This is a genomic window from Kitasatospora sp. NPDC022856 (assembly GCF_055561235.1).
Map to the genome: position 1 here is coordinate 59,641 of NZ_JBVHHE010000028.1, position 18,894 is coordinate 78,534.

The 18,894-nt window shown below is 76.1% G+C and carries 19 protein-coding genes; 11 read left to right on the forward strand and 8 right to left on the reverse strand.

What is annotated here, in order from left to right:
* The first annotated feature begins 56 nt into the window (after positions 1–56).
* On the forward strand, positions 57–953 hold the full coding sequence (locus ACZ34W_RS28965; protein WP_465608263.1) for a PhzF family phenazine biosynthesis protein: 897 nt from the start codon (positions 57–59) through the stop codon (positions 951–953).
* Here ACZ34W_RS28965 and ACZ34W_RS28970 read toward each other — a convergent pair.
* On the reverse strand, positions 927–1,319 hold the full coding sequence (locus ACZ34W_RS28970) for a DUF4262 domain-containing protein (RefSeq protein ID WP_465608265.1): 393 nt from the start codon (positions 1,317–1,319) through the stop codon (positions 927–929). The genes ACZ34W_RS28965 and ACZ34W_RS28970 overlap by 27 nt on opposite strands.
* Before the next feature lie 321 nt (positions 1,320–1,640).
* Between ACZ34W_RS28970 and ACZ34W_RS28975 the strand changes: the two genes are divergently transcribed.
* The gene (locus ACZ34W_RS28975; protein ID WP_465608267.1) at positions 1,641–2,933 is read left to right on the forward strand and encodes a phosphotransferase; all 1,293 of its coding nucleotides are present in this window, start codon (positions 1,641–1,643) and stop codon (positions 2,931–2,933) included.
* Between the two features lie 60 nt (positions 2,934–2,993).
* On the opposite strand, the gene ACZ34W_RS28980 is transcribed toward ACZ34W_RS28975, so the two are convergent.
* Both ACZ34W_RS28980 and ACZ34W_RS28985 read right to left on the reverse strand, forming a co-directional pair.
* The gene (locus tag ACZ34W_RS28980) at positions 2,994–3,236 is read right to left on the reverse strand and encodes a ferredoxin (RefSeq protein ID WP_465608269.1); all 243 of its coding nucleotides are present in this window, start codon (positions 3,234–3,236) and stop codon (positions 2,994–2,996) included.
* Between the two features lie 128 nt (positions 3,237–3,364).
* Positions 3,365–4,669 carry a cytochrome P450 gene (locus ACZ34W_RS28985; RefSeq protein ID WP_465608271.1) on the reverse strand — a complete coding sequence of 435 codons (1,305 nt, stop codon included), beginning with the start codon at positions 4,667–4,669 and terminating at the stop codon, positions 3,365–3,367.
* A 493-nt stretch (positions 4,670–5,162) separates the two neighbouring features.
* Here ACZ34W_RS28985 and ACZ34W_RS28990 point away from each other — a divergent pair, with 493 nt between their 5' ends.
* The 5 genes from ACZ34W_RS28990 to ACZ34W_RS29010 all read left to right on the forward strand — a co-directional run bounded on the left by ACZ34W_RS28990 (position 5,163) and on the right by ACZ34W_RS29010 (position 7,977).
* Positions 5,163–6,248, forward strand: a complete 1,086-nt coding sequence (locus ACZ34W_RS28990) for an S-(hydroxymethyl)mycothiol dehydrogenase (RefSeq protein ID WP_329491148.1) — start codon at positions 5,163–5,165, stop codon at positions 6,246–6,248.
* Positions 6,245–6,877: an MBL fold metallo-hydrolase gene (locus ACZ34W_RS28995; RefSeq protein ID WP_329491149.1), complete on the forward strand. Its 633-nt coding sequence runs from the start codon at positions 6,245–6,247 to the stop codon at positions 6,875–6,877. Before ACZ34W_RS28990 ends, ACZ34W_RS28995 begins: the two co-directional genes overlap by 4 nt.
* A 126-nt stretch (positions 6,878–7,003) precedes the next feature.
* Entirely contained in the window at positions 7,004–7,405 is a 402-nt protein-coding gene (locus tag ACZ34W_RS29000) for a pyridoxamine 5'-phosphate oxidase family protein (protein ID WP_352296660.1), read from the forward strand.
* A 112-nt stretch (positions 7,406–7,517) separates the two neighbouring features.
* Complete coding sequence (locus ACZ34W_RS29005) at positions 7,518–7,676, forward strand: hypothetical protein (protein ID WP_329491152.1); 159 nt, start codon at positions 7,518–7,520, stop codon at positions 7,674–7,676.
* A complete protein-coding gene (locus ACZ34W_RS29010; RefSeq protein WP_465608275.1) occupies positions 7,669–7,977 on the forward strand; it encodes a hypothetical protein in 309 nt (102 codons plus the stop codon). Before ACZ34W_RS29005 ends, ACZ34W_RS29010 begins: the two co-directional genes overlap by 8 nt.
* A 497-nt stretch (positions 7,978–8,474) precedes the next feature.
* Here ACZ34W_RS29010 and ACZ34W_RS29015 read toward each other — a convergent pair whose 3' ends face one another.
* From ACZ34W_RS29015 to ACZ34W_RS29025, 3 genes are all read right to left on the reverse strand, one after another.
* The gene (locus ACZ34W_RS29015; RefSeq protein WP_465608277.1) at positions 8,475–9,815 is read right to left on the reverse strand and encodes a DUF5685 family protein; all 1,341 of its coding nucleotides are present in this window, start codon (positions 9,813–9,815) and stop codon (positions 8,475–8,477) included.
* Between the two features lie 179 nt (positions 9,816–9,994).
* Positions 9,995–11,002 carry an SCO4651 family lipoprotein gene (locus tag ACZ34W_RS29020; protein WP_465608279.1) on the reverse strand — a complete coding sequence of 336 codons (1,008 nt, stop codon included), beginning with the start codon at positions 11,000–11,002 and terminating at the stop codon, positions 9,995–9,997.
* A gap of 93 nt (positions 11,003–11,095) precedes the next feature.
* A complete protein-coding gene (locus ACZ34W_RS29025) occupies positions 11,096–12,085 on the reverse strand; it encodes a GlxA family transcriptional regulator (RefSeq protein WP_465608281.1) in 990 nt (329 codons plus the stop codon).
* 70 nt (positions 12,086–12,155) lie between these two features.
* Between ACZ34W_RS29025 and ACZ34W_RS29030 the strand changes: the two genes are divergently transcribed.
* From ACZ34W_RS29030 to ACZ34W_RS29045, 4 genes are all read left to right on the forward strand, one after another.
* Positions 12,156–13,595 (forward strand): MFS transporter, encoded by a 1,440-nt coding sequence (locus ACZ34W_RS29030; protein ID WP_465608283.1) that lies wholly within the window; start codon positions 12,156–12,158, stop codon positions 13,593–13,595.
* 191 nt (positions 13,596–13,786) lie between these two features.
* Positions 13,787–14,350 (forward strand): helix-turn-helix domain-containing protein, encoded by a 564-nt coding sequence (locus tag ACZ34W_RS29035; RefSeq protein ID WP_329491159.1) that lies wholly within the window; start codon positions 13,787–13,789, stop codon positions 14,348–14,350.
* The gene (locus tag ACZ34W_RS29040) at positions 14,347–15,960 is read left to right on the forward strand and encodes an MFS transporter (RefSeq protein WP_465608286.1); all 1,614 of its coding nucleotides are present in this window, start codon (positions 14,347–14,349) and stop codon (positions 15,958–15,960) included. Before ACZ34W_RS29035 ends, ACZ34W_RS29040 begins: the two co-directional genes overlap by 4 nt.
* 75 nt (positions 15,961–16,035) lie before the next feature.
* Positions 16,036–16,731, forward strand: coding sequence for an alpha/beta fold hydrolase (locus ACZ34W_RS29045; RefSeq protein WP_329491161.1), 696 nt, complete (start codon positions 16,036–16,038; stop codon positions 16,729–16,731).
* A gap of 51 nt (positions 16,732–16,782) precedes the next feature.
* On the opposite strand, the gene ACZ34W_RS29050 is transcribed toward ACZ34W_RS29045, so the two are convergent.
* Together ACZ34W_RS29050 and ACZ34W_RS29055 are read right to left on the reverse strand one after the other, a co-directional pair.
* Positions 16,783–18,225: a DUF2252 domain-containing protein gene (locus ACZ34W_RS29050; RefSeq protein ID WP_465608288.1), complete on the reverse strand. Its 1,443-nt coding sequence runs from the start codon at positions 18,223–18,225 to the stop codon at positions 16,783–16,785.
* A 155-nt stretch (positions 18,226–18,380) separates the two neighbouring features.
* Entirely contained in the window at positions 18,381–18,785 is a 405-nt protein-coding gene (locus ACZ34W_RS29055; RefSeq protein ID WP_465608290.1) for a hypothetical protein, read from the reverse strand.
* Positions 18,786–18,894 lie beyond the last annotated feature (109 nt).

Consider the following 18,894-nt stretch of genomic DNA (forward strand, 5'->3'; position numbering starts at 1 on the left):
ACCGATCGGGGCCGGCGGGTGGGAACAGGCGGCCGAACGACGGTGTTCGACCGGGCATGATCACTGACGACGCGCCCGCAGCAGCTCCCCAGAGCGACGTCCTGCGCTACGCGGCCTTCTCCACCGACCCCGGCGGCGGCAACCCGGCCGGTGTGGTGCTCGACGCCTCCGGCCTGTCCGCGGAGCGGATGCTCGCCATGGCCGCCGAGCTCGGCTACTCCGAGACGGCCTTCCTGATACCGGCCGCGGCCGGCTCCGTCGCGGGCCCGGCCGGGGCCGGTTACACCGTGCGGTACTTCAGCCCGCTGCTGGAGGTGCCGTTCTGCGGCCACGCCACCGTCGCCTCCGCCGTCGCGCTCGCCGAGCGGACGGGCCCGGGCCGGTTCGTCTTCGCCACGCAGGCCGGCGAGGTGCCGATCGAGGTGGACAAGGGCGCGGACGGCGTCCTGCGCGCCACGCTGACCAGCGTCGAGCCCCACGTCGAGGAGGTGAGCGGCGCGGACGTCGAGGAGGCGCTCGCCCTGCTCGGCTGGTCGGCCGACGAGCTGGACGCGGCGCTGCCGCCCCGGATCGCCTACGCCGGCGCCCGGCACCTGGTGCTGGCCGCCGCCACCCGTGACCGGCTGGCCCGGCTGGACTACGACTTCGACGGCCTCGCCGCCTACATGACGGCCCGCGGGCTCACCACCGTGCAACTGGTCTGGCGGGAGAGCGAGCACGTCTTCCACGCCCGTGACCCGTTCCCGGTCGGCGGCGTCGTGGAGGATCCGGCGACGGGCGCGGCGGCCGCCGCCTTCGGCGCCTACCTGCGGGAGCGGGGCGCGGTGACCGCACCGGCCACCCTGACGATCCACCAGGGCGAGGACCTCGGCCGCCCGGGCGTGCTGGGCGTCGAGCTGCGCGCGGACGACACCCGCGTCCGGGTCTCAGGTGCGGGGGTGGTGATCCCGTAGCGGCCGAGGGGCCCTCGGACCGTCGGGGTCCGGCGTCGGGGTCCGGGCGGCCTCGTCCGTCCGGACCCCCGGAGGGTGGGCGGCGACGGGGAGCCGGAGGCGCGGCTGGGCCCGGCAGCCACTGGATGCCGCCTCCTCCCAGGGCCGCCGGCCGCCCGCGTCCGGCCACACCAGCAGGACGACGGGCACCGGCACCCGCATGTAGAAGCCGACCGCGCTGCCGAACAGCGGCCGGTGCCGGCCCGGATCGACCGGCCTGACCATCAGCGGGTGGCCGTCGAGGAGGCCGTCCGGTTCGGCCGGGCTGGTCGCGCAAAGCCGTGCGGCGGCTTCCTCGACCCAGCTCATCGGGTCCTGCACGCGCACTCGAACATGGCTACCTTCGGCAGGCGGTGGGAGTGCCGGAGACCCACGGTGAGCGCCCGGTCCGGCACGTCACCGCCTGCCACCCCGACGATGTGCCGGCCCCTGCTCCGGACGTCCGCCACCTCGGGCGCCCAGTGCAGTCGGCGGTGGCGCTCCGTCACCTCGGGCGCGCAGAGCACGCAGGGGCAGTGGGGGAGTCAGCCTGGTCGGTCGGTCGGTCGGTCGCTCGGTTCGGTGGCGCGGCCGAGGCGGAGGTGGTGGGCGGAGGCGGTGCGCGGAAAACCGATTGCGCACGTCGAACGGGTGGGGGACCCTGCGCGGATGGAACAGGCGAACGGTCGGACGGTCAGCATCCACGTCACCCACGGCAGTGAATACCTCGGCCCGGTAGGGCCGTTCGAGGTGGACGGGGCGTGGTGGTCGTCGGCCGCGCCGGTCGTCGAGCGGCTGTCCGAGGAGCTGGGGGTGCCCGTGCTGGTGCTCCGGCTCGCCGAGGTGGCGGCGGGTGGCGGCGGCAGCGGCGGGCACGTGGTCTACCACGCGGAGGCACTGGAGCGCCCGGCCGCCCTGGTGCCGCGTCAGGCGGGTGCCGAGGCGGCCGCCCTGCTCGGGCCGGCCGAGCGGCGGGCCGGCTGGGCCACCCAGGCCGGGCTGCGGGCCACCCTCGACTGGGCGGAGCGGACGCTGCACCGGGTGGGCCGTCCGGTGGCCGGCCCGGTGGAGCAGGTCCGGACGTGGAACCTGTCCGGACTCTTCCGCTACCGGACGGCGACCGGCGTCGACGCCTGGCTGAAGGTCACCAACCCGGCGTTCAACGCCGACGAGGGCGCGGTGATCGCGCTGCTCGGCAGCGTCGATCCCACCCTGGTGCCGCGGCTGCTCGGCACCGACCCGGTGCACGGGCGGCTGCTGCTCGACCACGCGCCCGGGGAGGACTGCTGGGGTCCGTCCGGGGAGGAGGTCGCTGCCGTGGTGCCCCGGCTGGTCGCCGCCCAGGCGGCGCTCGCCGCCGACGGCCGGGCCGCCGCGGCCGGCCTGCGGGACCGCACCCCGCGCACGCTGGTCGCCCAGGTGGGCGCGTTGCTCGACCGTCTGGAGCGGGAAGCGGAGGGCGCCGCGGAGCCGGCCGGCCCGGGAGCGTCCGGCGAGCCGCTTACGGCCGAGGAGTTCGCCGCCGCCCGGGCGCTCGCGGACCGGCTGCCCGCGCTGGTCGCGGAGCTGGCCGCCTGCGGGCTGCCCGAGACCCTGGTGCACGGGGACTTCCACCCCGGGAACTGGCGCTCCGACGGCACGCGGGCGGTGGTCGTCGACTACGCGGACTCCTGCTTCGGGCACCCGGCGCTGGACGGGCTGCGCCCCCGGCAGTACGTGTCCGACGAGCGCTGGGCGCAGGTCGCCGCGGTGTGGGCCGGTGCCTGGCGGGAGCACGCCCCCGGGTCGGATCCGGAGCGCGCCCTGGCGCTGGTCGAGCCGCTCTACCACCTCGCCTACGCGGTGCGGTACCAGGAGTTCCTGGACCACATCGAGACCAGTGAGCGGCCGTACCACGAGGGGGACCCGGTGAGCGAGCTCCGCGCCGCGCTGGCCTGCGCGGAAGCCGCCGCCCGGGCCTGAGCGGCCGTCCGGGGCGGTCGGCGCCGCCGCTCCCCGGGCCGGAGGGCGGCGCCGGCGGTCTCAGTCGGACGGCGCGACCCGGCGGCCGTCCCGTGCCGAGTGCAGGGCGAGCGCCTCGACCGGGCAGCAGTCGACGGCCTCGGCGAGTCGCTCCGTCAGCCGCTCGCCGGCCGGTCCGCCGTCGGGCGCGGATCCCCGCAGGGGGTGGGCCACGCCGTCGGCGCCCAGCGCCAGCGAGCCGGGAGCGGTGTGCGCGCACATGCCCGAGCCGATGCAGCGGTCCCGGTCGACCCGGACCACCACCGGGTCGTCCTCCCCGGGCGGGCCTCCGGCCGCAGCCGCCGCAACCGCGGCCGCGGGAGCGGTCGGGGAGGACGGCTGCCGGGAGCCCGACCGCCGGGTGTCCGGCGCGGGCCCGGCCGAGTCCGGTGTCACCAGGAGACCTGGAGCGTGTTCGGACTGCGCGTCAGCAGCCCGCGCCGCCAGTCGATGGAGTCCGTCGGCCCGACGAGCCGCAGCGCGGGCAATCGGCGGGCCAGCCGATGCAGGGCCAGCTCCAGTTCCATCCGGGCGAGCCAGGCGCCCAGGCAGTGGTGCGGCCCGGCGCCGAAGGTGTACATCGGCGCGGCCAGCGGCGAGAAGAGCTCGGTCAGCAGATCGCCGGTGAAGACCTCGGGGTCGTGGTTGGCGGTCGTGGTGTCGGCGGCGACCACGCTGCCGGCCGGGATCAGCACGCCGCCGATCTCCACCTCCTCGACGGCGCGCCGGAACAGACCGGGGAGTGCGTCGCCGTCCCCGAGCGGGACGCCGCGCAGCAGCTGCTCGGTGGCGGCGGCCGCGCTCTGCTCGTCGGAGGCCAGCCGGTGCCAGGCCTCGCGGCCGTCACTCAGCAGATAGACCAGGGCGTTGCCGAGCATCGTCATGGTCGTCTCGTGCCCGGCCACCACGAGGCCGATCACCAGCGAGACCAGCTGCCGCTCGGTGATGCCTCCGCTCTCCCGGGCCGCTGCGAGCAGGCCGCTGACCAGGTCGTCACCGGGCGCGGCCCGGCGTTCGGCGATCAGGCCGGCCCCGAAACCGGCGAACTCCTCCATGGCCACCCGGACCGACTCGGTCGAGTGCGCGGTGGTGGAGAGCGCGTGGTCGCTCCAGTGGGCGAGGCGCTTGCCGTCCAGGCCGTCGAGGCCCAGCAGCCTGCTGATCACGGCCACCGGCAGCGGGCGGGTGTAGGCGGCGATGATGTCGGCGGGGGAGCCCTGGTCGATCAGCTCGTCCAGCAGGGCCTCGACCACCGAGGCGACCCAGGGCCGCCAGCGGGCTATCGCGCGCGGGGTGAACGCCCGCTGCACCGTGCGGCGCAGCCGCTGGTGGTCGACGCCGTCGAGGTTCAGCATGCCCTCCGGGTTGTCCAGGAGGTTCGGGGTGAGCGTGAGCGGGGGTGCCTCGGGCGCGTAGAGCGGGGCGCGGCCCAGGCGCGGATCGGTCAGCACCTGCCGCACGTCGGCGTGCCGGCTGACCAGCCAGACCGGGGTGCCGGTGGGCAGCGCCCCGAGGCGCGGCGGGCCCGGTTCGAGGCGCCGCAGGCAGTGCAGCGGCGGCAGCGCGGGCAGGGCAGGTGGGCCGGCCAGCGCGGGCGGCGCGGCCGGGTGGGACGCCGGGGCCGGACGGGGCGGGCCGGGCGCATGGGTCTCGGCGGGGCCGGTCGTGGCACGGGTGGCACTGTTCTCGGCGGACATCCGTACTCCAGACTCCAGGGCGGTGGGCCGCGGGGGCGGCCCGACGGGGGGTGGATCCGGGGAGGTGCGCGGGGGTGGGGCATGCGGTCGAGGCGGGCGGTCTGGATGGGCGGTCGGGACGGCGCAGGGGGTGTCGGGGTGGTGCGGAGCGGGGCGGATCGGCGGAAACGGTCGGTCGGGGAGGCCTGGCACGGTGCGGCCGGTCCGGGCGGCGACGCGGGCGGACGGGGCAGGTGAGTCGGACGGGTCGTTACGACCGTACGTGGGCGCCGAGCCACAGTCAGCAACCATTCCAGCCAACGCGGGGTGGTTGAGGGGCCGATGACGGGCGCTCGGTCGCGCCCGCGCGCCCCCGCCGCCCGGGGGCGGTGAGCGGCATCACCGGGGCCGTTCGCCGGGCGCGCCCCGCACCGGGCGATACGCTTCGTGGGCAAGTCGTTTGACGCAGGTCACGCCGGTGCAGAGCCGCACCGGCCGACGGAGGTGGAATCGGATGGCCCAGCAGGTGAAGGCAGTCATCGCGCGTGCCAAGGGCGCGCCCGTGGAGGTGACGACGATCGTCGTACCCGACCCCGGGCCGGGCGAGGCGGTGGTGCGGATCCAGGCCTGCGGCGTCTGCCACACGGACCTGCACTACCGGGAGGGCGGCATCAACGACGACTTCCCGTTCCTGCTGGGGCACGAGGCGGCGGGGATCGTGGAGTCGGTCGGCGAGGGCGTCACCGAGGTCGTGCCCGGTGACTTCGTCGTCCTCAACTGGCGTGCGGTCTGCGGCCAGTGTCGCGCGTGCGAGCGCGGGCGCCCGCAGTACTGCTTCGACACGCACAACGCCAAGCAGAAGATGACGCTGCTGGACGGCACCGAGCTGTCCCCGGCGCTGGGCATCGGCGCGTTCGCGGAGAAGACCCTGGTCGCGGCCGGCCAGTGCACCAAGGTCGACCCGAGGGCCGAGCCGGCCGTCGCGGGCCTGCTGGGCTGCGGTGTGATGGCGGGCATCGGCGCCGCGATCAACACCGGCAACGTCGGCCGGGGCGACTCGGTCGCGGTGATCGGCTGCGGCGGTGTCGGCGGCGCGGCCGTGCTCGGCTCGCGGCTGGCCGGCGCGGGGAAGATCATCGCGGTGGACATCGACGACCGCAAGCTGATCACCGCGGAGAAGCTCGGTGCCACCCACACCATCAACTCCCGCACCGCCGACCCGGTGGAGGCGATCCGCGAGCTGACCGGCGGCCACGGCGCGGACGTCGTGATCGATGCGGTCGGTCGCCCGGAGACGTACAAGCAGGCGTTCTACGCCCGTGACCTGGCCGGCACGGTCGTCCTGGTCGGCGTCCCGACGCCGGAGATGACGCTGGAGCTGCCGCTGCTGGACGTGTTCGGCCGGGGCGGCGCGCTGAAGTCCTCCTGGTACGGCGACTGCCTGCCGTCGCGGGACTTCCCGATGCTGATCGACCTCTACCTCCAGAGCCGGCTGGACCTCGGCGCGTTCGTCAGCGAGACCATCGAACTCGACGGCGTGGAGCAGGCGTTCGCGCGCATGCACGAGGGTGATGTGCTCCGTTCGGTGGTGATCCTGTGAGCGGCGCGCGGATCGACCGGCTGGTCACGGCCGGCACCTTCGACCTCGACGGCGGCAGCTGGGAGGTGGAGAACAACGTCTGGATCGTCGGTGACGACGACGAGGCCGTGGTGATCGACGCGGCACACGACGCCGAGGCGATCGAGGCGGCCCTCGGCGGGCGCCGCCTGCTGGCGATCGTCTCCACCCACGCGCACAACGACCACATCGACGCGGCCCCGGCGCTCGCCGACCGCACCGGTGCGCCGATCCTGCTGCACCCGGACGACCTGCCGCTCTGGAAGCTCACCCACCCGGACCGCCTGCCGGACGGCGAACTCGCCGACGGACAGCGGATCGAGGTGGCCGGCACCGAGCTGACCGTGCTGCACACCCCCGGCCACGCGCCCGGTGCGGTCTGCCTCCACGCGCCCGGGCTCGGCACGGTCTTCACCGGCGACACCCTCTTCCAGGGCGGCCCGGGCGCCACCGGCCGGTCGTTCTCGCACTTCCCGACGATCATCGACTCGATCCGGGACCGCCTCCTCTCGCTCCCCCCGGAGACGGTGGTCCGCACCGGCCACGGCGACCCGACCACGATCGCCGCCGAGGCGCCCGCACTTCCGGAGTGGATCGCGCGCGGCCACTGACCGCGATGGTCCCCGGTCACCGGCCGGAGCCGGCCCCGGCCCCGGTAGCCGGCTCCGGCAGGTGACCGGGGGCGATGCCCGGCCCGGTGCCCCGCGCACCGGGCCGGGCGCCGTACGATCGCGGGCATGGCCCATGATCCGCACGCACTCGACGAAGCCTTCCTCGCCTTCTGGCGGGAGCGGCACATCTCCACCCTGACCACCCGGCGCCCCGACGGCTCGCCGCACGTGGTGCCGGTGGGGGTGACGTACCAGCCGGAGACCGGGACGGCGCGGGTGATCAGCAGCCGGACCAGTCGCAAGGTGCGCAATGTGCAGGCCGCCGGAGCCGAGGGCATGCGGGTGGCTGTCTGCCAGGTGGACGGCGCGCGCTGGTCGACGCTGGAGGGCGTGGCCGTGGTGCGGGACGAGCCGGACGCGGTGGCCGATGCCGTCCGGCGGTACACCGAGCGGTACCGCGAGCCCCGGGTGAACCCGGACCGCGTGGTCATCGAGATCACCGTCGACCGGGTGCTCGGCCGGGCGTAACGGCCGCGACGGCAGCGGCCCGTCGGTGTGCCCGGAGCTTCGTGGTACCCGTGGTGCCTGCGTGATGTGGGTGTTTATCGGCCGTTGATCGCCGACGCCTAGCGTTGGCGGCATGAACGAGGGAACGGTCGAGGAGCAGGGCGGGCGGGCGCTGCCCGACGGGCGGATGACGGAGCAGGACACGGAGCGCTTCCGGGTGCTGCTGGCGCGCCTGGGCGACTCGCTGACGGCGGACCGTCGGGCGGCCGCCGAGGCGGGGTTCGATGCGTGAGTCCGGGGTGACGACGGCCGGTGAGCGCGGGCCGGTCGCCGTGCTGCCGCTCTGGCAGCGCGGGCCGGTGTCCGCTCCCTGGTCGGGTTCGCTGCCGGACCCGCTGTCCGGTTCGGCGACGGGCGGGCTGCCGGTGGCGGGACCTGTCCCGCTGCCGGACCCGGCCGGGCCGGCCCGGGGCGGGGGAGCCGGCTGCTCGGGAGTCGGCGCCGGCGCGGGTGTCGCTGTCGGCGCCGGTGGCGGCGTGGCCGTGGCCGCCGGTGCGGGCGTGGACTACTTCACGAAGCGGACCTCCGGGTAGTCCGCAGAGGGGCCGTTCAGCAGTGCGCTCGGGCGGCCGAGCAGGTGCCGGTCGAAGAAGGCGCCCAGACAGGCCCGGGACGCGGCGAGCGCGCGTTCGCCGCGGAGGATGCCGTACTACGGGCGTGCCGTCTCCGGCGGTATCCGGTCGCGCACCCCGAAGGCTTCCAGCACCCAGGGCAGGTCACAGAAGGACAGGTGACCGCCCTCGGGCAGGTCCAGCCAGCGCCGCCAGCCCGTCAGCTGCTGCCAGGTTCGCTCCCAGTCGGCCGCCGCCTCCGGCGCCTCGTCGCCGCGCCGCGCGCTGGGCAGGAGTACCGCCCGGCGAGGCCCTCGGCGGGCAGCGGGGCGAAGAAGTCCCGGAGCCGTGGTCCGTCGCAGGTCGGAGCCGCCGCGCCGGGCGGCCCGGCCTCGCGGACGACGCCGGCTCCGCCTGAGGTGGGGTCAGCGGCCCTGCGCGGGCGGCGATCGCGCCCGGCCCGCGCAGGGCGGGGGTGCTCAGCAGTCGCAGCCGCAGTCGCACCCGTCGCATCCGCAGCCGTCGCAGCACCCGCCGTCTCCACAGCAGTTGCAGCAGTCACCGCAGTTGCTGCAGCAGTCCCCGCAGTCCCCGCAGTCGACGTCCTGCCGTGCGCACCACCCCTCCTTGCGCTCGCGCGAGAACGGATCGTCGTGCGAGCAGCACATCAGCTGGCAGGTGCAGGCCATCAGCGCCCAGACCGCGCAGCCGGCCAGCAGGTTGCGCCGGTGCGGGGGGCGGCCGCCGGGCGGGGTGAACCCGGGGCCCTGCGGCACCCAGGGCGGGATCGGCGCGCCGGGACCGGCGGGCGGCGCCTGCCCCGGGTCCTGCCGGGGCGCCGACCGGTACGGGTCGGAGCCGTACGGGTCGGAGCCGTGCCCGACGCCCCCGTGCCCGACGGAACCGTGCCCGGCGGCGCCGTCGGCGGGCGCCGTCCGGGTCCGGCAGGTGGCGGTGTGCGCGGCCGGGCCGAAGACGCGCTCCACGGCCCGCTCCGTCTCGTGCGCGAGCAGGGTGTGCACCAGGGCCCGGTCGGTCAGCTCCACCTCGCGCAGCGCGAGCCGGATGCCGTGGACGGCGTCCCGGCAGAGGCGTTCGGCCTCGGCCCGGTCGGTGCCGGTCGCCGTGAGCGGGTTCCAGGCTCCGCTCGCGGCGTCCTCGGCCTGGTCCTCGGCGGCGTCCAGCAGGTGGGCGAGCCGGCCGAACAGACGCCCCGCCTCCGCCAGCGGTTCGGCGTTGCCGGGCCGGCCGGCCAGGACGGCGGTGTGGGCGAACGCCGCCGAAGTGGCGCTCTCGGTCGGCTCGGTGACCAGCAGGACGGACCCGCCCGGCGGCAGCGCACGCTCCAACGCGCCCTGGCGGGAGGCCGCGTCGAGCAGGACGGCGGTGTCGAAGCCGACCGCCGAGGCGCCGCCCGCGCTCTTGCGGTCCCAGCGCCTGGTGACGGCGCGGGCCCCGGCGGCGACCGGGCGCCGGGCGAACACGCCGTCCCGGTCCTCGACATGGTCGCGGATCTTCACCGAGGCGAGCGCCAGCGAGACGGCGGCCGCCAGCCGGGCGCCCTCGCCCGTGGCGACCGGGGCGGTGCGCATCCCGCGCAGCGGGCAGGGCCCGGCGGTGCGGCGCCAGGAGGCGTCGTCCTTCGCGCTCTGTGCCTCGACCAGCACCGAGATGATCAGACCGTCGTAGTTGGTGGCCGTCCGGGCGAGTTGGCCGTGGTCGTCCCTGAGTGCCAGGCAGAGTCCGCACAGATGAGCCATCCACGAGGCCTGCAGCCGCTCGGAGAGCCGGTGCCGACACGGCCTGATGATCCCGAACATGATCCCCCTTGGTGCGCGGGCCCTGGTCGGCCCCCGATCGCGGACATCATATGACCGGCAGTTCACGGCTTTGGAAGGGTCGTGAACCAGGTGGGTAACACCGGCGGGAGGCCGTCCGCCGTAGGTCGCGGCGCAGGCCGCAGGCGTGCGGGACCGGCTCCGCGCCCGGCGCGGGCCGGTCAGCCGGTGAGGACGCCGGAGAGCTCGGTGACCGCGCTGGTGCTCTTCGCCGGGGGCGGCGACACCTTCACCGGCTTGCCCAACTCGGTGAAGGCGACCGTGGTGACGGCGTGGATCGGGTCCATGTCCAGGACCAGCCGGACCTTCGCCGCCCGACCCTGGGGGTCGACCCAGACCTCGGCCGGGATCCGGAGGTCGCCGCCGCCGAGGCTCCGGTAGGTCGCCAGCTTGGCCTGGACCTCCGGTGCCAGGCGCAGGACGACGGCGTCGTCGGCCAGCACGCCGCTGTACCGCACGGTGCGGACGCCGTCCAGCTCCTCCTCCCCGTTCCGGACGACCCGGGTCAGCGTGGAGAGCTGCTGCAGGACGTGCTCCGGGTCGTTGACCGGCGACCGGAGCAGGGCGTGCGCGACGGTCCGCTCGCGGTCGATCGCCGCCCAGGACCCCGCGGGCACTCCCGCCGAGCCGCGCACGTACACCTGGCCGTCGGCGAAGACCTCGTCGAGGTGGCTGATCGCGCCCCCGGGGAGGTCGACGCCGAGCTGCCCCCGGTCCGCCGCCATGTCGAAGTCCCCGGCCACGGCCAGGTTGTACGTGGTGTCGCCGTTGGTGAGCTGCACGGTCTGGCCGACCCTGGCGCTGGTGCGGCCGGTGGCGGCCGCGGCCTCGCGCACGGCGGCGGCATGCTCCGCGGACGGCCCGGCCGGGGCGCTCGTGGCACCCGCGGGCGTCGCCGGAGCGCCGGACGGCGGCGGGGTGCTCGCGGCCGCGGTGCTCGCCGCCGGTGCGCCCGCCGACGCCGAGACGCTCGCCGAGCCGCTCGCCGACGGCCCGGCGGCGCTCCCGCCGGCGGCGGACGAGCAGCCCGCCGCGCACAGCAGCGCGAGCACGGTACTGACGAGACCTGTGGAACGGCGCACTTCTTCCCCCGACCTGGTGGTGACACGGTGACGACGGCCGGGCCCGCCGCGCGGTGCGACGTCCCCGTGGTGGTGCGTGCTCCGCACCCGCCCGGCCCACCGACCCTATCGGGCCAGGTCAGGGGCGTTTCGGCGGGGTGGTTCCACCCGGCCCCGGGCGGTCGCGCGGTGGCCCGGGGCCTATCGGGTCGGGTCCGAGCGGAAGGCCCGCCGGTAGGCGGCGGGCGTGGTGCGCAGTGCCTCGTGGAAGCGCCGGCGCAGGTTGACCGCCGAGGAGAGGCCGACCCGGTGCGCGATGGTCTCCACCGGCAGGTCGGTCTCCTCCAGCAGGGCCCGGGTGGCGGCGATCCGCCGGTCCAGCAGCCAGCGTCCGGGACTGATGCCCAGTTGCTCGGTGAAGCGCCGGGTCAGCGTGCGGCCCGAGACCTGGGAGTGGAGCGCCATCTCGGCGACGCTGACCTGCTGGTCCAGCCGCCCGCCCAGCCACTCCAGCAGGGGGGCCAGCGAGTCGGTCACCGGTCCGGAGGTCGGCAGTTCGGCGTACTGCAGCTGGCAGCCCTCGCGGTGCGGCGGCATCACCATCTGCCGGGCGATCCGCATCGCGTGCGCGGCGCCGTGGTCGGTGCGCACCAGGTGCAGGCAGAGGTCGACGCCGGCCGCCGATCCGGCGCTGGTGGCGACATCGCCGTGGTCCACGTAGAGCACCGCGGGGTCGACCCGGACCTGGGGGAACCGGTCGGCCAGTTCGGCGGCCCGGGCCCAGTGGGTGGCGGCCCGTCGGCCGTCCAGCAGTCCGGCGGCGGCGAGCACGAAGGCGCCCGAGCAGATGCCGACGATCCGCGCGCCGCGCCGGTGCGCCCGGCGGACCGCCTCGACCACCGCCGGCGGCACCTCGGTGCCGGCCGGCTGCTGCCAGCCGGGGACCAGGACGGTGTCCGCGCGCTCCAGCGCGTCCAGGCCTGCCGTGACCAGCAGGTCGTAGCCGACCTGGGTCCGCACCGGGCCGGGGTGCTCGGTGCAGACCTCGACCGTGTAGCGGGCGGGGATCGCCGGGCCGTGGTCGCCCAGCACCTCGGTCGCGCAGGCCAGCAGGAAGGTCGACTGCGGGGGCTGGAGCAGGGCCACGACCCGGTGCGGCGCCGGGGATCCGGGCGGCGGACGAAGCGTCATGGCGCGAAAGTACCCCATCATGTCGTTCGGGACACTGGGGTGGTCGAATGGTCCAGACCACCATCGTGCTGTGACCACCTCGCAGACGCACACCCAGAACGCACAGAACGCACAGAACAGCCAGAACACCAAGGACGCGCAGAACAGTCGGACCACCCGGAACGTCCGGACCGCTCGCGCCGCCCGGACCGGTCCGCCGCCCGCCCGGCCCCCGTTGTGGGACCGGCGCTTCACGCTCTACTTCGTCGCCCGCGCGGTCTCGCTGGTCGGCGACGCGATGATGCCGGTCGCCACCGCACTCGCGGTCGGCGCGCTCTACGGGATCTCCGGGGTCGGCATCGTCCTCGGCATCTGGACCGGGACGGTCGTCGCCCTGGTCCTGTTCGGCGGGGTGCTCGCCGACCGGGTCGGTGCGCGCCGGATGATGGTCGGCGCGGACCTCGCCCGGGTGCTCACCCAGGGGGTGCTGGCCGCCGCGTTCTTCGCGGGACCGCCGCCGTTCTGGCTGCTGGTGACCATGGCGGCGCTGGCGGGTGCGGCCACCGCGATGTTCCAGCCCGGGGTGAACGGGATGGTCCCGCTGGTCGCCCGCGAGCCGCAGCGGGCGAACGCCACGCTCAAGGTGGCCGACGCGCTCGCCCAACTGCTCGGCCCGGCCCTGGCGGGCCTGCTGATCGCGCTGACCGGCGCCGGGACGGTCTACGCGATCGACGGCGCCACCTTCCTGCTCAGCGCCCTGTGCCTGGCGCTCATCCGGCTCGCCCCGGCCGGCGCGCCCGAGGCCGCCCCGCCCGCCGCCGGCTCCCCGGCGGGCGCCGACCCCGGTGCCCGCACCGGCGGTTCGCTCCGCCGCGACCTGCGCCAGGGCTGGCAGGAGTTCCGTGCGCGCACCTGGATGTGGTCGGTGATCCTGATCTGGGTGGGCTACGGCGTGCTGCTCTTCGGTCCGCTGGTGCCGCTCAGCTCGGCGCTGGTCGGTGCCCGGCTCGGCCCGAACGCCTACGGTCTGGCGGTCTCCTTCCTCGGCGTCGGAACGGTGCTCGGCGGGCTGCTGGCCCTGCGGGTGCGCCCGGCCCGGCCGTTGGCCGCCGGTGCGGCGGCGATGGCGCTGTACACCGTGCTGCCGCTCTGCGTCGCACTGGACACCGGCCTGCCGGTGCTGCTGGCGGGCCACGTGCTCGGCGGCGGCGCCTGGGCGTTCTGGTCGGTGATGTGGGCGACCAGCGTGCAGACCCACACCCCGCCCGCGGTGCTCAACCGGGTCAGCGCGTACGAGCTGGCGGGCTCGGTGTCCGGGATCGCGCTCGGTCAGATCCTGGCAGGACCGGCCACCGCGCTGGCCTCCCCGGGGCGGCTGCTGCTGCTGTCGGCGGGTGCCTGCCTGGCGGGCTGCGTGGCGCTGTTCGCGATCCCGGCGATCCGCACGCTGGGCCGTGCCGCTCCCGCGGGCGGCACGCCGGAGGCGCCGGGCCGACCCCGACCTGCGGCCTCGGAGGCCCCGGACTGCTGACGTACCGCCGGGTGGGCGCCGGGGTGCGGAGCGGCCGGTGCCGCCGGGGTGGTCGCGCCGCGCACCGGCCGCACACCGGTGGCACCGCCGGGGTGCGGCCGTGCACGCCACGCGCCGGCGCCCCCCGCCGGGCCGCTTGACCGGGGCCCGCGCCCTGTAGGTGATCCCATATCCGGGATAGCATCGCGAATATGGGAATCGATACGGCCGCCGACGAGCGGCTGGCCATCCGACTGGCCGAACTCCGCGTCGAACGCGGTTGGACGCTGGAGGAGTTGGCGCGCCGGGCAGAGGTGAGCCGGTCCACGCTGTCCCGGGTCGAGCGGGCGGAGGTCAGCCCGACGGCCGCCCTGCTCGGCCGGCTCTGCGCCGTGTACGGGCGCACGATGTCGCGGCTGCTCGCCGAGGTCGAGTCGGCCCCGGCCGGGCTGGTCCGGGCCGGGGAGCAGCGGGTCTGGCGTGACGAGGCGACGGGGTTCGTGCGGCGTTCGGTGTCCCCGCCGGACGGCTCGCTGCGGGCCGAGATCATCGAGGGGCTGCTGCCGGCGGGCGCCGACATCGCCTACGACCGGCCGTCCGTCCCCGGCCTGGAGCACCACCTCTGGCTGCTGGAGGGCCGGTTGGAGCTGACCGTCGACGGCGAGCCGCAGCAGCTCGCGGCCGGCGACTGCCTGCGGTTCACCGCCGACAGCACCCGGTTCCGCAGCCCGGGGCCCGAGGCCGCCCGCTACGTCCTGGTGGTGGTCGAGCCGTGACCCCCGCCCCCGGCCCGGCGGCGCCGCCCCGGGAGCGCTTCGACGCGGCCGGGCGCCGCGTCCTGCTGGTCTGCGTCGCGGGCGGGTTCACCACCCTGCTCGACCAGTCCGTCCTCAACACCTCGATACCCGCCCTCCGGGAGAGCCTGCACGCCGGCCCCGCCCATCTGCAGTGGATCGTCGCCGGCTACTCGCTCGCCTTCGGCCTGGCCCTGGTCCCGGGCGGGCGGCTCGGCGACGTCCGCGGCCGCAAGTGGTTCTTCGTCACCGGCCTGGCCGTGTTCACCGCCGTCAGCGTGCTCTCCGCGACCGCGACCGAGCCCTGGGTGCTGGTGGCCGCCCGGCTGCTCCAGGGCGCCGGGGCCGGGCTGGTCAACTCCCAGATGATCGGCACCATCCAGGACGTGTTCGACGGCCAGCTGCGGGCCCGGGCGCTCGGGATGTACGCCGTCACCGGCGGCCTGGCCTTCGCGCTCGGGCCGCCGATCGGCGGCGCCGTCCTGGCCGCGGTCGGACCGGGGTTCGGCTGGCGGCTGACGTTCCTGCTCAACGTGCCGTTCGGGCTGGCGACCGTCGTGCTGGCGGCCCGCTGCCTGCCGCGCCCGCGCCCCAGTGCCCGCAACGCCGACCTCGACCTGGTCGGGCTGCTGCTGGTCGCCGCGCTGACCCTGGTGCTGATGCTGCCGTTCGTGCAGCCGCCCGCCTGGACCGGCTGGCTGGCCTTCGGCGTCGGCGCGGCCCTGCTGCTGGGCGCGCTGGTGTGGTGGCAGCGCCGCTGCGCCCGGGCCGGCGGGCACCCGTTGATCCACCCGGCGCTCACCCGGTCCGCGCCGTACGCGCTCGGCACGGCGGTGGCGATGGCCCAGTTCGGCTCGTCCGTGGCGGCCGGGCTGGTGCTGGCGATGTTCCTGCAGGACGGGCTCGGCCTCTCCCCGATGGGCGCGGCGCTGGTCGCGCTGCCCTCGGCGGTCTCGATGGGCGTCGCCTCGGCGCTCGCCTGGCGGGTGGTGCAGCGCTTCGGCCGGCGGACCGTCACCGCGGGCCTGACGCTCGCGGCGCTGGTGATGCTCACCGGCGGCCTGGTCGTGCGGTGGGCGCCGACGGGTGGGCTGCCCTGGCTGCTGGCGGGGCTGCAACTGCTCGGCGGCGCGGCCGCGGGCGTGATGGGCGCGACCAACCAGGCGTACGTGCTGCGCCATGCGCCCGCCGAGGCGGCCGGGGTGAGCGGGGCGATCCTGCAGATGGCGCAGCGGATAGCGGCGGCGGTCTGCGTCTCGGCGCTCTCCGGTGTCTACCTGCGCGCGACGGGCGGCGGTGGCGGTCACCGGGCCGCGTACACCTCCGCCAGTGCCGTCTGCGCGGCGGTGGCCGCCCTGGCGGTGCTGGCCTCGGTGCTCGCGAGCCGGGCGGCGGCCCGGGAGGACGGCGGCCCGGTGGCGGCCCGGGAGGACGCGCGACCGGTGGCGGTACCGCTGCCCGGGCAGGCCGGACCCGGAGCGCCCGCCCCCGGCCGGATCGGCGAGGTGCGGGCCGGCGAGGTCGGCGAGGTGCCGGTCGGCGAGGCACAGGCCGGGAAGGTGCGGCCCGGCGAGGTACGGGCCCGGGGATAGGACCGGGACCGGCCGGGTTGAGCGGTGGGCGAACGGCCTGTCGGCAGCCGGGGGCCACGGCATACGGTGATCGGCATGACCGATCATCGGACCGTGGAACTGCCGGAGGTCACCCTCGCCTACCGCGAGTCCGGCCCGCCGGGTGCCCCGCCGCTGCTCCTGCTGCACGCGCTCGGCGAGCGGGCCACCGACTGGGCCGGCGTGCTGCCGGACCTCGCGCCGCGCCACCGCGTCCTCGCGCTCGACCTGCGCGGCCACGGGGACAGCGGCCGGCCCGGCCGGTACGGCGTCGAGCCGATGCGGGACGACGTCCTCGCCTTCCTGGACGCGCTCGGGCTGGACCGGGTCGATGTCGTCGGGCACTCGATGGGCGGTGTGGTGGCGTACCTGCTGGCGCAGGAGCACCCCGAGCGGGTCGGCCGGCTGGTGCTGGAGGACGTCCCCGCGCCCTACCCGCGGCCGGCGGCCCCGGTGGCCGACGCGCCCCCCGGGCCGGTGGACTTCGACTGGGCGGTGGTGAAGCCGGTCAAGGCGCAGCTGGACACCCCCGAGCCGGTCTGGCTGGAGCGGATGGCCGCGATCACCGCACCCACCCTGGTGGTGGCCGGGGGCCGGGCGAGCCACGTCCCGCAGGACCGGATCGCCGAGATGGCCGGGCGGATCCCCGACTGCCGGGTGGTCACCGTCGAGGCCGGGCACCTGGTCCACCACACCCGGCCGGCGGAGTTCGTCGCGGTCGTCGCGCCGTTCCTGGACCTCGCCCGGCGCTGAGGGGCGAGCGCGGCGCCGCCCCGGGCGACCGGGGCGGCGCCGGGCCCGGGATCAGACGCCGTGCTCGGCCGGGAGCCGGCCCGCCCGGACGGCCGTGACCAGGTCGGCGTGGTCCGCCTCGGTCCGGTCCGCGTACGCCACCGCGAAGGTGGCGACCGCCTCGTCCAGCTCCTCGTTCTTGCCGCAGTAGCCGGTGATCAGGCCCGGGTCGGCGGTGTGCGCATGGGCCCGGGCGAGCAGGGCGCCGGTGATCCGGGCGTAGTCGTCGAGCTGGGCGGGCAGCAGCGCCGCCGGGTCCACACTGCCCTTGCGGTTGCGGAACTGCCGTACCTGGTAGGGCAGTCCGTCCACGGTGGTCCAGCCGAGCAGGGTGTCGCTGACCACCTGCATCCGCTTCTGGCCGAGGACCACCCGGCGGCCCTCGTGGCCCTCCGGCGCGGTCACCGGGTACCCGGCGCGGGCCAGGTGCGGCAGCAGGACCGACGGCCGGGCCTCCTTCACCTGGAGCACCAGCGGCTGCTCCCGGTGGTCGGTCAGCAGCACGACGTACGAGCGGGTGCCGACGCTGCCGGTGCCCACCACGCGGAACGCCACGTCCTGCACCCGGTAGCGGGCGAGCAGCGGGTGCAGCTCCGCGGGTACCGTGCCGACGTAGGGGCCCAGCGCGGCGGCCACCGCGGCGGCCGTCGCGTCCGGGACCTCGCTGAGCACCGGGGGCGCCGCGGTGAACCGCAGGCCGCCGTCCTGCGCGCGGACGGTGGACTTGGCCGCGAACCTGGCGCTCGTGTTGCCCAGCGCCTTCGCGCCGACCTTCTGCAGGGCGTCGGCCAGGTCGTGCGCCTGCGCGAACGAGACCAGCTGGTCGTCGGCGACGGCGTTCCAGGCGTCCAGGACGGGCAGCTTGGCCAGCGCGCGCATGGTGCGGCGGTACGAGCCGGCGGCGTCGAACGCGGCCTGGCGGGCGGTGGTCTCGTCGGCCCCGACCTCGCGGCCGGCCAGTACCAGGCTGGCGGCGAGCCGCTTGAGGTCCCACTCCCACGGGCCGGGCACGGTCTCGTCGAAGTCGTTGATGTCCATCACCAGCTGCCCGCGGGCGTCGCCGTACAGGCCGAAGTTGGCCGCGTGCGCGTCGCCGCAGAGCTGGGCGGTGATCCCGGAGGTGGGTGTCGGGGCGAGGTCGGCGGCCATCAGGCCGGCCGAGCCGCGCAGGAAGGCGAACGGCGTGGCCGCCATCCGGCCCAGCCGGATCGGGACCAGCTCGGTGATCCGCCCGGCGTTGGACGCCTCGATCGCCGCTATGGCGGTCGGACGGTCGTCGGCGGTGGCGAACTCGGCGTGCCGCTCGCGCGGGATGCGCTCGCGCAGGGCCTTGCCGCGCTCGCGGGAGCGGCCGTCGTGGTGCGGCGCGAACCCGTCGACGGCGAACCGCCGCCCCCGGCCGGCCGCTTCCGCCCGTACGCCGGACTCCTCCACCGCTTCGGTGAGCTGCGTCATGGTGCCCCGCCCCGTCCTCTGTCGTTCCCGCCCGCGACCTGCGCGGACCCGGCCCGTCGGCGGGCCGGGCAGCAGGTTACCCGCCCGCCCGGACAACCCGTCGGGAGGGATGGACGCCCGGGGCGGTGCCGCGGTTGCGGGGGCGGGGCGCGGCGTCAGCCCCCGAGAAGTGCTTTGTGGGCGCCGTACGCCTCGATGAAGCCCTGGACGGCCCGCAGGTCGCCCGGGAAGGACGCGGACCGCCACTTCGCCTTCGTGCCGTCGCGGTACTGGAGGTCGATCCACACGGCGAGGTTCACCATGGTGCTGTCGGAGAAGCTCTGCCCCCTCACCTGGAGGGTGATGTCGGTGAGGGCGTAGAAGTCGACGACGGCCGGCGGGTGGCGCTCGTCCGTGTACTCGACGGTGCCGTCCGGGGTGATGACCAGCAGCGGGTCCGGATCGTCCGACGTCCCCCGGAAGAACCCCTTCAGCTTGCCCCGTCTCTTGGTGAAGACGTGCCAGTCCGTCGGTACGGGGCCTCGGCGTGCCTGCCAGAGGATCGTGTGCGGATCGGTCATGCCAGCTCCGGATCGTGCCACCACCGCCGACCGGTGGACGCCCCCGATGAGGCGTGCGCGTACGGGTCGGCGACGGCGCCCGCCGACCGCGCGCGGGGCGGCTCCGGAC

What these genes read in the sequence shown, in the direction of transcription:
- ACZ34W_RS28965 (WP_465608263.1), top strand. Translation starts at nt 57, where the DNA reads ATGATCACTGACGACGCGCCCGCAGCAGCTCCCCAGAGCGACGTCCTG.
- ACZ34W_RS29035 (WP_329491159.1), top strand. Translation starts at nt 13,787, where the DNA reads ATGGGAATCGATACGGCCGCCGACGAGCGGCTGGCCATCCGACTGGCC.
- ACZ34W_RS29000 (WP_352296660.1), top strand. Translation starts at nt 7,004, where the DNA reads ATGGCCCATGATCCGCACGCACTCGACGAAGCCTTCCTCGCCTTCTGG.
- ACZ34W_RS29045 (WP_329491161.1), top strand. Translation starts at nt 16,036, where the DNA reads ATGACCGATCATCGGACCGTGGAACTGCCGGAGGTCACCCTCGCCTAC.
- ACZ34W_RS29055 (WP_465608290.1), bottom strand. Translation starts at nt 18,785, where the DNA reads ATGACCGATCCGCACACGATCCTCTGGCAGGCACGCCGAGGCCCCGTA.
- ACZ34W_RS29005 (WP_329491152.1), top strand. Translation starts at nt 7,518, where the DNA reads ATGAACGAGGGAACGGTCGAGGAGCAGGGCGGGCGGGCGCTGCCCGAC.
- ACZ34W_RS28990 (WP_329491148.1), top strand. Translation starts at nt 5,163, where the DNA reads ATGGCCCAGCAGGTGAAGGCAGTCATCGCGCGTGCCAAGGGCGCGCCC.
- ACZ34W_RS28985 (WP_465608271.1), bottom strand. Translation starts at nt 4,669, where the DNA reads ATGTCCGCCGAGAACAGTGCCACCCGTGCCACGACCGGCCCCGCCGAG.
- ACZ34W_RS29025 (WP_465608281.1), bottom strand. Translation starts at nt 12,085, where the DNA reads ATGACGCTTCGTCCGCCGCCCGGATCCCCGGCGCCGCACCGGGTCGTG.
- ACZ34W_RS29050 (WP_465608288.1), bottom strand. Translation starts at nt 18,225, where the DNA reads ATGACGCAGCTCACCGAAGCGGTGGAGGAGTCCGGCGTACGGGCGGAA.
- ACZ34W_RS29010 (WP_465608275.1), top strand. Translation starts at nt 7,669, where the DNA reads ATGCGTGAGTCCGGGGTGACGACGGCCGGTGAGCGCGGGCCGGTCGCC.
- ACZ34W_RS28975 (WP_465608267.1), top strand. Translation starts at nt 1,641, where the DNA reads ATGGAACAGGCGAACGGTCGGACGGTCAGCATCCACGTCACCCACGGC.
- ACZ34W_RS29015 (WP_465608277.1), bottom strand. Translation starts at nt 9,815, where the DNA reads ATGTTCGGGATCATCAGGCCGTGTCGGCACCGGCTCTCCGAGCGGCTG.